Below are 16,396 nucleotides of genomic sequence, written 5' to 3'. Positions count from 1 at the left end.
ACAACAGAGTCAAACAAAAATATAAATTATAACAGTCTTTTTTAGAAGTTGTCAATATTTTTTATTCTTATTTTTCTCTTATTTTTCAACATTTTTATATTTCACCTATTAGTTGGTAATTATGTAGAAAATTAAAATTTTATTTTATGCATAGTAAATGATTAACATAAAATAAAATTTTAATCCGTTTTTTCTTCATTCCCCACCTAACTTTGAAACAGGTCAAAGCCTTGCTAAATAAGAATGAATTATATGGCACATTGCAATGTTTGACGTATGGCTTCCTAAAATCAAACTAAAATAAAAGACGAAAGTAAACTAAAATGTTGTCCTTCGTCTTTTATCATTATTCCGTATAATTTAGATTATATGGCATTCCTGTTCGAAGCACTCCTTTTGTTTCAATGCCGCCAAGGCCTTTTTCTCCTGTTAAGGTACTTCGAAGTACCTCCCAAACATTTACTCTCTCCATAAATGGTGTAAAACTAATTTTGGCAACAATGTATACAGGATCTAGGGCATGTATATTAACCCGAGATGGAGAACTTGCAAAATTGGCACCTGCATGAATAAGTGATTCAAAATGGGACTGACAAGCTCCAGCAAAGATTACCAGCTGGTCTAAATGAGGAATCTTCTTTCTAGCCTCTCTTACCGTTTGAACAAAGTATTTTGAATGTCTATATGCATTTATATCTTGTTTTTCTCCCAATGTTTTAGAATAGGCATCATGCCCTGTAATAACCAGTATATCTGGGCGATAATATTCGATTAGTTTCCCTATTTTTTTATACATTTCTTTCTCATCACAATGTATACCTGTAACTGGTATGCCTATTTTTTCGTATAAAGTTAAACATTTTTTTAAATAAGTGGGGTCTCCATCTAAATGCAAAACTTTTCCAGGTAATTGAAAATAGTTCATTTGTTTACTATAGGCGTTTGTTGCCACATATTCTTGTTTTTGTCTAAGCAAATTAACATCTTGGCGAAATAATTCTAAGGATTGTTCTTCAAGGAACTCAAACTCCTGTGATATCTTTCTTTGCATCGGTTTATTAATACTCACTAGATCCTCATAAGGAGCATCTGCAATAAGACGAAAATCTTCCCCATATAAAACGGCAAGTTTTTGCCCATTTTCTTCTTTAATATCAGTAATTCGGAAAACAATATCACAATGATATGACTTTCTGCCGACGATATCCATGATTTTTATACTCACTGTCGTCACTCCAGTTACCCAAATGTAGAGGATTTTTGTTTCTTCCCTTATCTTTCATACATTATGCAGCAAATGGTTCAGATGTGAGCAATCCTTCATAGGAACTTAAGAGTAAGTTACTTTTAGTCAAAAGAATAAGCTTAGCTCATAAGTAACTAGAGCCAAGCTTATCATCTAATATATTCCATATTTATCAGGCAGTAAGACTTTTGACAAAAGGCATAAAATTCATCTATAAACGGCCTTTCAATAGCTTAAAGAATCGCCTATTTTTTAAAATAGACATATAAAGCATCACTTAATGCTGCAAACTCTTCAATCGATAACGATTCTCCTCTTCTAGTAGGCTCTATTCCTGATGCTTGAAGTGATTCTAGTATTAGATCCTTTTTTTCTTTACCCTTTTCCAGCTGTCCAACTAAATTGTTTAAGATTGTTTTTCTTCGTTGAGCAAAACTTGCACGTGTCACTTGGAAAAAGAAGTCTTCATCTTTTACCGCAACTAATGGTTTTTCCCGCTTAGTAAGCCTAATTACAGCAGAATCCACATTCGGCTGTGGCATAAATACTGTTTTTGGAACAATCATAACCACTTCCGGTACAGTGTAATATTGAATAGCTATAGAAAGAGATCCATATTCCTTTGTACTCGGTTTAGCAGAAATGCGCTCTGCCACCTCTTTTTGAAGCATAACAACGATGCCCCTTATCGGAAGATGAGCTTCTAATATTTTCATGATAATAGGTGTAGTTACATAGTAAGGCAAATTAGCTACTAACATAACGTCATCCATGCCTTGAAACTCTTGTTCCATCACTTTCTTAACATCTGCTTTTAAAATATCTTCATGAATGATTTTTGTATTGTCATATGGAGCAAGTGTTTCATCTAAAATAGGCAATAATCTTTGATCAATTTCAAATGCGACTACTTTTTTGCTGCGTTTTGCCAATTGCTCTGTTAATGCCCCAATTCCAGGCCCAACTTCAATCGCTCCAGATTGATCTGTAAGCAGTGCATGATCTACTATATTTCTTAATATATTTGTATCAATAAGAAAGTTTTGTCCTAAACTTTTTTTAAAGGAAAAACCATATTTTTTTAATATTTCTTTTGTCCTAACAGGTGTTGCTATATCTTTATACATTCTTTTCCTCCTGGCGCATCACTTTTAAGGCATTTGCAAACTCTTCTTTTGTAATTTGAAACATCATTAACCTTTTATGCAGCTGTTTTCCATTTGTATAACCAATTTTCAAAATTTTACCTAACATCTCTCGCCGTTCTTTTGCTCCATCACCACCAATAAGTTGCGCACAGATTAAATCGTCCTGTGTAATTTGTTCAACTGGTGACTCACTCATAATATGTGCATCTTTTAAGGATGCACGAATTGCATCAACAGACGCATGCTCAACCCCTACACCTTTCCCCAGCTTATGCAATGCCATTTCTTTTGGTATAAAAGCATGCTTACATCCTGCTACATGTTTTGTAATCGTATCGCGAATCTTCTGACCGGGATAATCAGGGTCTGTAAAGATAATTACACCTCTTACACTTTGAGCCAACCTAATTTTTTCTATTGTTTCTTTATTAACAGCTGATCCATTTGTCTCGATAGTATCTGCATCAACTGCCCGCTTAATCGCAGTAGTATCATCTCTGCCTTCCACTACTATTATTTCTTTAATTTTCATGGACCCTCCAAAAAAAAATAAAATATTTGAAAAAAATGAAACATTTTTGTAACATGCATCGTCTATATATATAGTAAGAAATGAAAAGTGCTATCTATTTTTTTTAAACATCTACATGTCAGGAACTTTAGCAAAAAAAATTGCTTATCGTAAAAATCATATCATTCATTATAGCGCAAATTATTATTTTCAACAAAATACTCGTCATTTTAGTAAACAAGTATATTTTTAATAAACAACAAAAATTAGATATAAACTATATTGCCAATAAAAAAACAGAGGACTCACTATCCTCTGTAAAAATGCACTATTGAATAATTTTTATTTTTACTGGTTTATTCCCCCAACGATAAGCATCTGCTTTCGAAGGGAAAAACACGTCAATTTTCTTTCCTTTTATAGCACCGCCTGTATCAGCAGCAACAGCGTAGCCATATCCTTCTACATATACTTTTGTACCTAAAGGAATATAACTTGGATCAACAGCAATCACTTTAGCGTTCGGATTTGCCTTTAAATTAATCCCCGTAGCAGTACGACCAGAACAGCCATTACAACTTGCTGTGTATGCCGTTGAATTAACATACATATCTGTCCCATTGTTTGAACTCTCACCACGGGATGCGATTTGCATAACATCACTTTTTGTTCCAACAGCAACTAATTTATCTTGTTTTTTTGTAATGGTTTTTTCACTTAGCAGCTTTCTAGAAATTTCTTTGCCGTTTTCTTTTGTAACTTCGAATTTTTTCGATACTAACCCTTTTTTCCCCTCTGTCACGACTTTTTCAGTGCCAGCCTTTAGGGTATGATCTTTTTGAGTAACAACAGCATAATCAATCGGTTGTTCCACTACATCGGTGACCTTTTCTACTCGTGTAATATTTACAACAGCCTTTTCTTTCACTTTTTCTTTTAGATTTGGTTCAACTCGGTCTAATTTTGCAAGTGAGATTTCTTGTTGTGTTAAAAAGTCAGCGACCGTAGTCGAAGTGGACCATACTTGTTTTTTCTTTCCTGCGTCTAATAGTGTAACTGGAAATGCAATATGTACTACAATCTCCATTTTCTGTTCTATCGTGGTATCCATTTGATGATTTACTTGGTCATACTCGTTCAAAGACAGTTTTTGTTCTTTCAAAAACTCTTCAACACTTCCTGCTGTCGTCCAAACCGTTTTTTTCTCGTCGTCCTTTTTCAATTCAACCTGTTTTGCTCGTTTCCAAACAACCTTCATATCATCGGTTATTTTTTTCTCTAACGAGGGAAATACGTAATCTTCTGAGCTGATGGCAATATCTAGTTCATCGAATATTTCTTGTATAGTGGATGAGTGCGTCTCGATGACCTTTTCTTTACCATCTAGTGTTAGAGTCACTGTTTTTTTGGATATCTCATACATAAGAAATCCAAAAGCACTTGCAAATACTATGAAACTAGCAAGCATAATGACCCATTTTTTTCTGCTCAAAGATGTGGAAAACAGGGCTTTCATGTTCGTGAATACGATGAAAAACGCCTCCTTTTCTCTTCGGAGTGATTATATAGAGTATCGCGTCTGCTGTCAACCCATATATTTCTATGAACGCATCTCTTATTATGCAAGGTATCTTTCCAAAAAGGAAGAAAGAAATCTCGACATATTTATCCTATAAGAAAAGAAAGCTCTGTAGAATTTTTTCGAAAAAACTAAAAAAAAGACAGACATTTCTATCTTTCGACAGCATTCCTTATCAACTTATGCCGAATAATTTTTTTGCATTTTCTGTAGTTACTTTTGCAACTTCTTCATAAGAAATCCCTCTAATTCCCGCAATTTCCTCTGCGACTAATTGGACATAGCTTGGTTCATTTCGTTTTCCTCTATATGGAGTTGGCGCTAAATAAGGGCAATCTGTTTCAATAAGCAGCTTTTCCAAAGGTATACTAGCAGCAACTTCTTTTGGTTTTTTCGCATTTTTAAAGGTTACTGTTCCACCAAGTGAGATATAAAAGTTCATTTCTATGCATTCTTTTGCTGTTTCCACACTGCCCCCGTAACAATGCATAATACCGCCTACTTCACTTGCTTCCTCTTCCCTTAAAATCTCTACGATATCAGCTGTTGCTTCTCTATTATGAATAATTATTGGCAATTTCACTTTTTTAGCTAATTGTATCTGTTTTCTAAACACTTCCTTTTGGATATCTTTAGGCGATTTATCCCAATGATAATCTAATCCCATCTCACCTAATGCTACTACTTTAGGATGCTTGGTTAATTCCTCTATCCAAAGCAAGTCCTCCTCTGTCATATCTACAGCATCTACTGGATGCCAGCCGACACTTGCATAAAGAAACGGGTATTTATCGATTAATTCTATCGCTTTTTCTATTGTTGGTCGATCAAATCCTACAACAATCATTTTCTCCATTCCTGCATCTAATGCACGCTGAATGGTCTCTTCTAAATCAACTTCAAATTGTTCAGCATTTAAATGTGTGTGTGTATCGAATAACATAAAATCCCTCTTACTTCATCATTATTTTTATATCTTTTTAGATTTCCTTCTTTAACAGGATAATAAACCTTTTTAGAAGAAAAACATAGGAAATCCAAATTCATTTTAGTAAATGGATACCTATGTTTTTGTTTTATTATTTTACTTTCGCTCCTAATGGCAAGGATTCATCTACAGATGCAATAGACAAAATGCCATCTTGGCTTCCAGCTAAAATCATTCCTTGAGAAAGCTCTCCTCTTAATTTCACTGGTTTAAGATTTGTTACACAAATAACTCGTTTGCCAACTAAATCCTCTGGCTTATAATGTTGAGCTATTCCAGAAACTACTTGTCTTTTTTCATATCCTAAATCCAGTTGTAACTTAAGAAGTTTATCTGCTTTTTTTACTGGTTCTACACTAAGCACCTTAGCAACACGCAAATCTATTTTCATAAAATCATCAATTGCAATTTCTTCTGCTTCTGGTACTGGCAGCTCTTTAGTTTTTTCTTCTTCCTTTACAGCAGGTCCTTGCATTTCAACTTTAATAAATTCTACTTCTTCTTTCATATCCAAACGCGGGAAAATCGGATCTCCCTTGACAACTTTTGTGTCTGATGGAATGACACCAAAAGTTGTTAAACTATCCCAAGATTTAATCGTTTCATCTTGGATATTTAATTGCTTGAAAATTTCATCAGGTGTTTTAGTTAAAAATGGTTTTAAAAGAATAGCGATTCTTCTTAATGACTCTGCTAAATGTGCCATTACAGCTGCTAATTCTTCTGTTTTTCCTTCCTTCGCTAAAACCCATGGTTGTGTTTCATCAATATATTTATTATTGCGACTTACCAGCTGCCATAAGTTTGTTAGCACTACAGAGAATTCCATTTTATCCATATGTGCTTCATATTTTTCTACAGTGTTAATATGTGCTTGAACAAGAGACTTTTCAAATTCTCCAACTGATCCTTTATAGTCAGGAATTACTCCATCGAAATACTTTTGAATCATTGCAACTGTTCGGTTTAGTAAGTTCCCTAAATCATTAGCCAAATCAAAATTTACTCTTTCAACAAAACCCTCCGGAGTAAATACACCGTCTGCTCCAAACGGCACTTCTCTTAATAGATAGTAGCGCAGTGCATCTAGTCCATATCTGTCAATTAGCGTTACAGGATTCACAACATTTCCTTTAGATTTCGACATTTTGCCATCTTTCATTAAAATCCAGCCATGTGCAAAAACTTTTTTGGGAAGAGGCAAGTCTAAAGCCATTAACATAATTGGCCAATAAATGGTATGAAAACGAACAATTTCTTTTCCGACTAGATGTACATTTGCTGGCCAAAACTTAGTATAATTCGAGTCGTCTTCTGTTCCATAGCCTAATGCTGTGATATAATTAGACAACGCATCAATCCATACATACACAACATGCTTTGGATCTCCTGGCACTTTTATTCCCCAATCAAAAGTCGTTCTTGAAACAGCAAGATCTTCTAATCCTGGTTTAATAAAATTGTTGATCATTTCATTTTTACGAGATTCTGGTTGAATAAATTCAGGATTTTTTTCGTAAAATTCTAATAAACGATCTGCATATTTGCTCATTCTAAAAAAGTAAGATTCTTCTTTTACCAATTCAACAGCGTGTCCACTATCAGGGCTCTTCCCGCCAATAATTTTTCCATTTTCATCATAAAGAGGATCTACCAGCTGCAATTCAGTATAGTATGTTTCATCAGATACAGAATACCATCCTTGATATTCATCTAAATAAATATCTCCTTGATCAACCAATTGCTGAAACATTTTACTTACAACATCTGTGTGTCTTTTCTCTGTTGTACGAATAAAATCATCATAGGAAATATCTAATTTATTCCATAGTTTTTTTATGCCAGCAACAATTTCATCTACATATTCTATTGGAGTTATTCCTGCTTCTTCTGCTTTACGCTGTATTTTCTGGCCATGTTCATCTGTTCCCGTCAAATAGCGAACATCAAATCCCCGCATTCTTTTATATCTAGCCATTGCATCCCCAGCAACAGTAGTATATGCATGCCCGATATGTAAATTACCGCTTGGATAATAGATAGGGGTTGTTATATAAAAAGTATTATTTTGTTCTTTCAACTTTTTCCCTCCTAAAGTTCTGTTTCTCTTATGTAGTAGATCATTTTTAAACCAATTAAATAGTTTAATCTATTTCTTATTGTATCAATAGTTAGCCCATTTCCAAACTACCAATTTAAAGTTTTATGAAAGAAGGTTTGTTTTTCTTATACCTATTATACTTCTATTTTTATAAAGCATAGCAGATGAATCATTGCCATTTTTGCCGAATGTACCATCAAAATATACCTAAAAAACTAACTTTCTGCAACTAACAATCCTATTATCTTCTTATATGTTCATTCAGCTTTTTTCAGAGAAATATTAAGTCGACAATAAATTTGTTGAAATATGTCGAATAAAGTCATTTTATTCTCATTCCATTCCTTGCTAAAATCAGGGATAATTTTACACAAAAATAAATAAATAGTAAATATCATAGAAAATCACCTATTATTTAGTCGATAAACTTTTCAAAAATAAAATAATTGACGGTTATGGGAATGGCTGGTATTATATAAACAAGCAAGGATTTTGTCGAATATTATCGAAAAAAACATACATTAATAAATTAGCAATCAATTGGGAGGAGAAAAGAAAATGAAATCTACAGGTATTGTTCGTAAAGTTGATGAGTTAGGTCGTGTGGTAATTCCAATCGAATTAAGACGTACATTAGGTATTGCTGAAAAAGACGCTTTGGAAATTTATGTGGATGATGAAAAAATCGTCTTAAAAAAATATAAAGCTAATATGACTTGCCAAGTTACAGGTGAAGTTTCTGATGATAACTTATCATTAGCAGGCGGCAAATTAATCTTAAGTCGTGAAGGCGCTGAACAACTTCTTAGCGAAATCAAAAGCAATTTTGAACTATCTAAATAATTATGACTTCTTTTATATAGAAAAAAGATGAGAGTGTGAACTCTCATCTTTTTGTTTATAACTGAAGGAACTATGGTTGTCTCCATTAATCATTGATATGATATTGTTGATATACTTCTCTTTTTTGAACCCCTCTATCAACAGCTGTTTTTTTTATTGCTTCTTTTACCATAATCCCCTTTTCTTCTATGTAAAATTGCACATGTTCAATAACCCCTAAATCTTTCCACCATTCTTCTTCAGATTGTATTTGATCATCCTTCTCGATGACAATGCAAAACTCACCACGAACTTCTTCTTTTTCTGCCCATTCCAGTACTTCTTCTATTGTCCCTCTAATAAACTCTTCATAAATTTTTGTAAGCTCTCGACAGAGACAAATATTCCTATTTCCTAAAATATCATACATAATGGTTAAGGTCTCTTTTAGACGATGTGGTGATTCATAAAGTAATATAGTGCCTTGAATACCTTTTAAAAAGACTAATTCTTTTTTCTTTTCTTTTTTCTGTCTATTAAGAAATCCATAAAAGAAAAACGGATGGGTAGGCAATCCAGATGCTATCAAGGCTGTAAGCGCAGCATTCGCACCAGGTAATGGAATTACTGGAATCTTTTTCGCTATTGCTGCAACTACCAGCTCATATCCTGGATCTGCAATCGTCGGCATCCCAGCATCGCTTACTAAAGCAATAGTTTTTCCACTCTCTAATTCCTCCAGCAATTTGCGCCCGCTAGTTTCCTTATTATGTTCATGATAACTAATAAGCGGAGTAAGAATTTCAAAATAATTACACAATTTTTTCGTATTCCTTGTATCCTCAGCTGCTATTACATTTGCTTCCTTTAACATTCTAATAGCTCGAAAACTCATATCTTCTAGATTTCCAATAGGAGTAGGAACTAAATACAAAGCTCCCTTATCCTCTTTATAACTCTTTTGTTGCCACAAATCCCTCACCTGCTTCCTTAATTAAAAACCGTTCCTTTTTACTTCTGCTCCATTGTTTAAAAGCATATTCTGCTTTTAATGCTTCTGACTTAGTAGGATACTCTTTCGAATAAACTAAACAAACTGGCAGCCGCCCTCGAGTATATTTAGCTCCTTTCCCACTATTATGTGTATCTACTCTTTTTTTTATATTATTTGTATAGCCTGCATAGAAACTTCTATCTCGACATTTTAATACATAAAAGTAGTGTTTATTTGTTTCCATTTAAAATATAGCCCATTTCTTCTGTATACTCATTTTTAGTATTATAAACAAATAATGGTGGAAGTATTTTTAAATCTGGCTTTCCATCTTTAATTCCTTCTATTAAAAGAATGTTTGCATCTTTCCCCTTCTTAGGATACACAAACTGCACTCTTTTAGGCTCTATTCTATATAACCTCATTAATGTAATAATATCAAGCAATCTTCCAGGACGGTGCACAAAAGCTACTTTACCACCCTGTTTTGCAAGTTGACTGGCAATACGAATAGTATCTTCTAATGTACAGAGAATTTCATGTCTTGCTATTGCATAATGCTCGTTTAAATTTCTCTCTTGAAGTGAATCTGTTTGGAAATAAGGAGGATTGCATGTCACTACATCATACTTCTCATAACCAATCACAGGGGGAATTTCCTTTATATCGTCATGGATCATTTGCACTCTCTCTTCTAGCTGATTATAAGCAACACTTCTAGTCGCCATATTATACAAACGTTCTTGAATTTCTACTCCTAAAATGGTACCTTTTGTCCTTAATGACAAGAAAAGAGGAATAACCCCATTTCCGCTGCATAAGTCGACTAAATTTCCCTTTTTCATTGGTACAGATACAAAGTTAGCTAATAATACCGCATCAAGTGAAAAGGAAAAAACAGAAGGACTTTGAATAATTTTTAAATTTTCTCCTAATAAATAATCGAGCCTCTCATCTCCTATTAACTCAACCATCTTATGACCTCCATCCTAATTGCTCCTTCTTATCCAGTATTTTTTCTAGTCATATTCTGCTAGCTCATCTAATCGTTAAAAAACCTTCCCTAGTAAAAGGAAGGTTTCATGTGTGCTGAAAATATCTTTCACTTAGCTAGTGAATCGATAAAAGTATATGATAAGCTTACCTTACTTTTTATTAAGAAAAGATAAACAAAATAAACAATCTCCATCTTTTCGTGGACTTCCAAAGTGAAGATTGCAAATATGAAATCCTTCTTGATAAAGTCGAGCTAGATTATCATATCCCTCACCAACATCCAAGCTTTTTTCCTCCGTTTGGCTTGTTGGCTTTGAACTTTTCTTTTTATTTATTGCTTTATTTCCTTGATTCAAGCCACTAGGGTTTTCTAAATGTCTTCGCAAATTCTCATTTTCGAGCTTTAGCGTATTATTCTCTTCAATTAGTTCAGCAACATGCTGCTTTAATTCTCCTAATTGCCGATATAAATTTCCAATTTGGCTTTCCATATTAATTACTGAATCAAAAACTTCTTTTTTATCCACTCTTCCACCTCATTAATCTGTGGATTGAACTGAAACAGCATCTTCTTGTAGTATTTCTTCTAAAGTATATTCAAGCACTCGTTCTTGTTCAGAAATTTCCACTTGGAGTAAACGTTCCAATATATTTAGACCTACTACTTTCCCTCTTCCATCAGGAGTATTAATCCACTCTCCCAAATCAGGAAGCTGTTCTTTAGCAGACTCATATTCATCATTTTCATATTTTAAACAGCACATCAACCTACCGCATAATCCAGAAATCTTAGTAGGATTTAAAGAAAGGTTCTGGTCCTTCGCCATCTTTATTGAAACAGGTTCAAAATCTCCTAAAAAAGTAGAGCAACAAAGCATTCTTCCACAAGGGCCTATTCCCCCCAGCATCTTCGCTTCATCTCGAACGCCAATTTGGCGCAATTCTATTCTTGTTCTAAAAATGGATGCTAAATCTTTTACAAGCTCCCGAAAGTCCACACGTCCATCTGCAGTAAAATAAAAAATTACTTTATTTCTGTCAAATGTATATTCTACATCCACTAATTTCATATCTAAATCATGCAGACTAACTTTTTCACAGCAAACCTCATATGCTTCTTTTGCTGCGCTTCGGTTTTCGTCCACAATCATTTGATCTTTTTGATCGGCTATCCTTAACACTTTTTTTAAGGGCAAAACAACATCATTTTCATTCACTTTTTTTGGAGCGATTACTACTTTTCCGTACTCTACCCCACGTACTGTTTCAACAATGACATAATTCCCTTTTTCGATAAGAATATCACTGGGATCAAAATAATATATTTTTCCAGCTTTTTTAAAGCGGATTCCTACAACATCATACAACTGAAAATCCCTCCTGCAGCTTTAGCACAAGCTGCTCCATCAATAACTGCGGATTCATATTGCTCTGCAGCTTACGCTTAGCTTCGAAAATAGCTGTTATTTTCTCTGTTAAAAGATGATTTGAAAACTTTAATGCATTTGTTTCCAATAGCTCCTTTTCATTTATATGAACAATCTGCTCATATTTGCCCAGCTGTATATATAATAAGTCTTTATAAAGCAGCAATAATAAATCCAACCCTCTATCATACTGATCCTTCTCTTTAAAATGGATAAACCATTCCCTTTGAAGGTATATTAAAGTGTCCAAAGGATTTCCTCTAAGAGTCTGATATAATTTTACCACTATTTTTTGTGCTTGTACAAACCATTCATCAGAACTTAATAATAATGCTTCTTCGTAATTATTGGTAAGCTGTGCAATTTTTGGTGCATCACTTTTTTTCATTCCATTGGCAATAAGCTGTTCCGCCATTTTATTAGGAGCTAAAGGGGTAAAAGATATAATTTGGCATCTAGATAAAATAGTCGGCAGAATTTGCTGAATCTGCTCCGTTAATAACATTGCTACTGTCAATGCATTTGGCTCTTCTAAAAATTTTAATAAGCTGTTTGCTGCATTTGTTGTCATTTTATCAGCATGAGCTAATATATAAATTTTCCTTTTAGATTCAACTCCAGTTTTAGAAAATTCCTCTTGCAGACTTTGAATTTGATGTTTTTTAATCGACAGTCCATCTGGCTCTAATAGATGAACATCCGGATGATTTCCATTTGCAATTCTTTTACAGTTGTTGCAGCTATTACACGGGATATATCCGTCCATCAAATTTTCACATAAAATGCTTTTGGCAAAAAGAATACTTCCTTCTTTTTTTCCAGTTCCTTTCATTCCCTCAAAAAGATAGGCATGTGCAAGCCGATCTTTTTTTAAGCTGTTTTTCAACATTTTTAAAACAATGGGCTGTGTTTCTCCTAGCAGTTCCCATGTTCTTATCAAGACAATCACTCACTTACGTATATAAATTAATTAGCATTCCTTTAATTTCTCCGATTTTATTAAGCAGATTTAAATGGCTGCTTTCTTTATTCATCACTTCCTCTGTTAAGGAAATGAGTTTTTCATCTATAACTGTGACAATATTCAAGTCTTTTCCTTGTCCAAATTGATCCCAAGATTGATCCTTTTTTAGCTGTAGCCCATAATCAACTGCTTCTTTTACAAACTGTTTTACCAGAGATTTAAATTTAGCTAAGTCTCTTAGATTTTGCGATTTGTTCAAACGGTTTCCGGTATCATCTATATGTTTCATTAAACTGCTAAATTGCTCTGCTTGTAGTTTTTCATTTTGTTTCACAACAAATTGTTGAAAGTTTACTTCATTACTTGTAATTTTAATATCTTGCTTTGTATTCTCAGCAGCATACCTAATATCTTTATTAATTTTCATTTACTTCCTCCGATTAAGTATTTAAAGATTAAATACCATAATCTTCCTCTATTACGAAGGATCCACCATTTATATCCTAAAACTGTTTAAACTGTTCAACTGGAACAACAAAAACAGTTGCTCCTCCTACCTCTACTTCAATAGGATAAGGAACATAGGAATCAGCGTTTCCTCCCATTGGCGATACTGGAGCTACTAATTGATCGCGGGATTGGCAATTTTCCTTAATGATTTGCAAGCATTTTTCTACACGGATATCTTCTGTTCCAATCATAAACGTAGTATTCCCAGACTTTAAGAAACCGCCCGTACTAGCTAATTTTGTTGCCCTAAAGTTATGTTCCACAAGGGCATTTAATAGCTTATTACTATCTTTATCTTGAATCACCGTTAAAATTAATTTCATCATTCCCCATCCTTTATCTCTATACTTTTCCGATTAAGTACTTATTTCTATTATATCAATAAATGCTTAATCATCCATAATGCAGGAATTATTTTAGACTTTCAAAATAAGATGTTGATTTATAATCTATACTTGTAATGAATACATTTTTCTATAAACCTTATTGACAAAATAATTTTCATTTTATTCGTATACAGAAGATTTCGTAAATATTCTCTAATTATTACTATAACGTTATTGTTATTATTTTTTTTCCACATAATCGATAATAATCTTTTTGGCGTCCTCAAAAACTTGCTCTAATGATTGAGAAGCATCCACTTTATATATTCTATTAGGAAACTTCTCTATTATTTGATAATATCCTTCTTTTACACGTTCATGAAAATCAAGTTTTTCCAAATCTAGCCGATTTATTTCTCTTTCATCTGTTTTATTAATTCTTTCTAAACCAATTTTTGGATCTATATCAAAATAAATAGTTGCATTCGGCATTAATCCATCTATTGCAAACTCATTTATTTTCCAAACATTATCAATTCCTAACCCTCTAGCATATCCTTGATAAGCTAATGAACTATCAATAAAACGATCGCATAATACAATATAACCTTTTTCCAACGCCGGTATTACTTTTTCTACTAAATGTTGGCGTCTTGCGGCAGCATATAACAATGCTTCTGTTTTCCCATCCATCTCCGTATGATTGGGATCTAGAATAATCTGTCTAATTTTTTCCGCTATATGAATGCCACCAGGTTCTCTAGTTGCTAAAATTTTTTTTCCAGATGCAGAAAAATACTCAATAAGCATATTAATAATAGTTGTTTTTCCTGCTCCCTCAGGTCCTTCCAATGTTATAAAAAAACTGTCCATCATTGCTAACTTCTCCTACTTTCTTTATCTGTATATATAGCTAACATACCTTTGTATACAAAGGTATCTCCTTGAAACTTAGCGCCCACTTGCACCAAATTCTTTAACTGTTTAATATGGTCTAAGGTTATTTCCTCTCCAGGAATTAATAAAGGAATTCCTGGAGGATATGGAATCACTGTTTCTGCACTAATGCCATGTACTGCCTCATCAACTAATACATATTTCTTCTCTCGAAGAGATTGCTCTCCGTCATTAAGTTTTAATTCTACTATATTAGTGTCTATATTTATAGATACTCCTTTATCTTCCAAGACATGATTATCATTTGGCAATTTTATAAATGCCTTTTTTATTCTTTTTATTGCTTCCTCTATTGGATAATGCATCCCGCTTTTTAATAATGGAAAAATAAATAAAATATTCTTTGCATCTGCTAATTCTGTATAAACACCTTCGCTTTCCAACATTTTTTGTAAAGAAAATCCATTTGAAGAGTAAGTCGATTGTATTGTAATTTTTAATGGATCTCCTACTCCATCTTTATATCTTAATACTTTTATTTGTTTAATTTTACTTAGTTCTTTTCTGAAGCCAGAAATTTGTATCTTTAAATATTCTTCATCTTCTCTATTAAATGTAGCTATATAACTTCTAGCAATATCTAAGGATGCCATAATAGGATAAGAAGGACTGCTTGATTGTAAAATAGATAAATACCCTTCTATGCTTTCTTTCTCTATTAGATCGCTATTAAAATGTAAATATGAACCCATTGTTAAAGCAGGCAATGTTTTATGTGCTGATTGTACAACTACATCTGCTCCTGCTTCTACTGCTGAAATTGGAAAATAATTAGAACCAATAAAATGTGCACCATGTGCCTCATCTACCAGTACTATTATTTTATTATTATGTGCCAGTTGAATCAGTTTTGCTAATTCTCCTACCATCCCATAATAGTTTGGCGATGTTAAAATAAGAACCTTAACATCTGGATATAATTTAATTGCCCTTTCCAGGATATCAGTAGAAATTGTACTTGGTACTTCCCATTCTACATCATATTCCGGATTTAAAAGTATAGGTTTTGCTTTAGAAAGCTTTATAGCATTCATGATAGATTTATGGCTATTTCGTTGAACGAATACTTGCTGACCTTCATGAACAGTTCCTAAAATCATTGCTAAATTCCCGACTGTTGAACCATTTACTAAAAAATAACTATTTTTTGTTCCATACAATTCTGCTAATAATTCCTCCGCATGTAGAATTACATCAGTTGGAGCATGAAGATCATCCAAATCTGTTAGTTCTGTAAGATCGTAACTTAATAAGTTCTCCTTCCATGCCTGTTGAGATAATAATAAGCCATTCTTATGTCCAGGTACATGAAAGGATATATTTTTCTTTTCTTGAAACCTGCTTAATCTTGTATATAACGGTGTATTAGTTTGCATAATAAACCTCTTCCTCATTTTATATATTTTACCATTTGTTCCACGTGAAACAATTTGATTTTTCAAAAAAAAATTTTCTGAATATTGTATATGAAATGAAAATAATGGGGAAAATAGTGGTATGGAGGTGGGGAAATGAACTTATATCAAAAAAAAGTAAATCAGTATCCGGATACAGAAACTTGTTTAATTTGCGAAAAACAAAAAGCATTAGGAATTCATTTATATCATTCTTTTATTTGTTTGGACTGTGAAATGGATATTATAAACACTAAGACTAATGATCAAAAATACCAATTTTATGTTCGTCGTTTAAAGCAAGTACAAATTAGTGAAAAAAGAAGACAGGCTTAGTTTAGCATAATTGAAGTATATTATTCTACTTTTGATTTTCTAATTATTTTTTAAGCTTATTAGATTTTCTCTATGAAAAAGAGTACCTAATCAAATT

The 16,396-nt window shown here is 33.1% G+C and carries 18 protein-coding genes; 2 read left to right on the top strand and 16 right to left on the bottom strand.

All coding sequences use genetic code 11. The features are described from left to right. Positions 1–346: 346 nt before the first annotated feature. From yabG to metG, 6 genes are all read right to left on the bottom strand, one after another. On the bottom strand, positions 347–1,225 hold the full coding sequence (gene yabG / locus CWS01_RS16970) for a sporulation peptidase YabG (protein WP_101178365.1): 879 nt from the start codon (positions 1,223–1,225) through the stop codon (positions 347–349). 266 nt (positions 1,226–1,491) lie between these two features. Continuing rightward, positions 1,492–2,373 carry a 16S rRNA (adenine(1518)-N(6)/adenine(1519)-N(6))-dimethyltransferase RsmA gene (gene rsmA, locus CWS01_RS16965; protein WP_101178364.1) on the bottom strand — a complete coding sequence of 294 codons (882 nt, stop codon included), beginning with the start codon at positions 2,371–2,373 and terminating at the stop codon, positions 1,492–1,494. Next, positions 2,366–2,926 (bottom strand): ribonuclease M5, encoded by a 561-nt coding sequence (gene rnmV / locus CWS01_RS16960; protein ID WP_101178363.1) that lies wholly within the window; start codon positions 2,924–2,926, stop codon positions 2,366–2,368. Before rnmV ends, rsmA begins: the two co-directional genes overlap by 8 nt. 307 nt (positions 2,927–3,233) lie before the next feature. After that, positions 3,234–4,373, bottom strand: a complete 1,140-nt coding sequence (locus CWS01_RS16955) for a ubiquitin-like domain-containing protein (protein ID WP_328588928.1) — start codon at positions 4,371–4,373, stop codon at positions 3,234–3,236. Between the two features lie 286 nt (positions 4,374–4,659). Continuing rightward, positions 4,660–5,427 (bottom strand): TatD family hydrolase, encoded by a 768-nt coding sequence (locus tag CWS01_RS16950; RefSeq protein ID WP_101178361.1) that lies wholly within the window; start codon positions 5,425–5,427, stop codon positions 4,660–4,662. A gap of 136 nt (positions 5,428–5,563) precedes the next feature. Further along, positions 5,564–7,552 carry a methionine--tRNA ligase gene (metG, locus tag CWS01_RS16945; protein WP_101178360.1) on the bottom strand — a complete coding sequence of 663 codons (1,989 nt, stop codon included), beginning with the start codon at positions 7,550–7,552 and terminating at the stop codon, positions 5,564–5,566. 579 nt (positions 7,553–8,131) lie between these two features. Between metG and CWS01_RS16940 the strand changes: the two genes are divergently transcribed. Further along, positions 8,132–8,416, top strand: a complete 285-nt coding sequence (locus CWS01_RS16940) for an AbrB/MazE/SpoVT family DNA-binding domain-containing protein (RefSeq protein WP_101178359.1) — start codon at positions 8,132–8,134, stop codon at positions 8,414–8,416. A gap of 85 nt (positions 8,417–8,501) precedes the next feature. Here CWS01_RS16940 and rsmI read toward each other — a convergent pair whose 3' ends face one another. From rsmI to CWS01_RS16890, 10 genes are all read right to left on the bottom strand, one after another. After that, positions 8,502–9,368 carry a 16S rRNA (cytidine(1402)-2'-O)-methyltransferase gene (gene rsmI / locus CWS01_RS16935; RefSeq protein WP_101178358.1) on the bottom strand — a complete coding sequence of 289 codons (867 nt, stop codon included), beginning with the start codon at positions 9,366–9,368 and terminating at the stop codon, positions 8,502–8,504. Beyond that, positions 9,346–9,633 (bottom strand): GIY-YIG nuclease family protein, encoded by a 288-nt coding sequence (locus tag CWS01_RS16930; protein WP_101178357.1) that lies wholly within the window; start codon positions 9,631–9,633, stop codon positions 9,346–9,348. Before CWS01_RS16930 ends, rsmI begins: the two co-directional genes overlap by 23 nt. Then, on the bottom strand, positions 9,620–10,363 hold the full coding sequence (locus CWS01_RS16925; protein WP_101178356.1) for a tRNA1(Val) (adenine(37)-N6)-methyltransferase: 744 nt from the start codon (positions 10,361–10,363) through the stop codon (positions 9,620–9,622). The genes CWS01_RS16930 and CWS01_RS16925 overlap by 14 nt, the downstream gene beginning before the upstream one ends. A 171-nt stretch (positions 10,364–10,534) precedes the next feature. Then, positions 10,535–10,912, bottom strand: coding sequence for a DNA replication initiation control protein YabA (gene yabA / locus CWS01_RS16920; protein ID WP_101178355.1), 378 nt, complete (start codon positions 10,910–10,912; stop codon positions 10,535–10,537). Between the two features lie 12 nt (positions 10,913–10,924). Next, the gene (locus CWS01_RS16915; protein WP_101178354.1) at positions 10,925–11,752 is read right to left on the bottom strand and encodes a PSP1 domain-containing protein; all 828 of its coding nucleotides are present in this window, start codon (positions 11,750–11,752) and stop codon (positions 10,925–10,927) included. Next, positions 11,745–12,752 carry a DNA polymerase III subunit delta' gene (gene holB / locus CWS01_RS16910; protein WP_101178353.1) on the bottom strand — a complete coding sequence of 336 codons (1,008 nt, stop codon included), beginning with the start codon at positions 12,750–12,752 and terminating at the stop codon, positions 11,745–11,747. The genes CWS01_RS16915 and holB overlap by 8 nt, the downstream gene beginning before the upstream one ends. Before the next feature lie 13 nt (positions 12,753–12,765). Next, a complete protein-coding gene (locus CWS01_RS16905; protein ID WP_101178352.1) occupies positions 12,766–13,203 on the bottom strand; it encodes a YaaR family protein in 438 nt (145 codons plus the stop codon). 76 nt (positions 13,204–13,279) lie between these two features. Then, entirely contained in the window at positions 13,280–13,609 is a 330-nt protein-coding gene (locus tag CWS01_RS16900) for a cyclic-di-AMP receptor (RefSeq protein WP_101178351.1), read from the bottom strand. 243 nt (positions 13,610–13,852) lie between these two features. Then, the gene (gene tmk / locus CWS01_RS16895; protein WP_407938579.1) at positions 13,853–14,488 is read right to left on the bottom strand and encodes a dTMP kinase; all 636 of its coding nucleotides are present in this window, start codon (positions 14,486–14,488) and stop codon (positions 13,853–13,855) included. Positions 14,489–14,490: 2 nt separating this feature from the next. Then, positions 14,491–15,948: an aminotransferase class I/II-fold pyridoxal phosphate-dependent enzyme gene (locus tag CWS01_RS16890; RefSeq protein WP_101178400.1), complete on the bottom strand. Its 1,458-nt coding sequence runs from the start codon at positions 15,946–15,948 to the stop codon at positions 14,491–14,493. A gap of 132 nt (positions 15,949–16,080) precedes the next feature. On the opposite strand from CWS01_RS16890, the gene CWS01_RS16885 reads away from it, so the two are divergent. After that, positions 16,081–16,299 (top strand): sigma factor G inhibitor Gin, encoded by a 219-nt coding sequence (locus CWS01_RS16885; RefSeq protein ID WP_101178350.1) that lies wholly within the window; start codon positions 16,081–16,083, stop codon positions 16,297–16,299. Positions 16,300–16,396 lie beyond the last annotated feature (97 nt).

The sequence above is a fragment of the Niallia nealsonii genome (genome assembly GCF_002835805.1).
In the GTDB taxonomy this organism is placed as follows: domain Bacteria; phylum Bacillota; class Bacilli; order Bacillales; family Cytobacillaceae; genus Niallia; species Niallia nealsonii.
The sequence above is the reverse complement of the archived record's forward strand: the minus strand, read 5'-3'. Positions and strand labels throughout refer to the sequence as shown.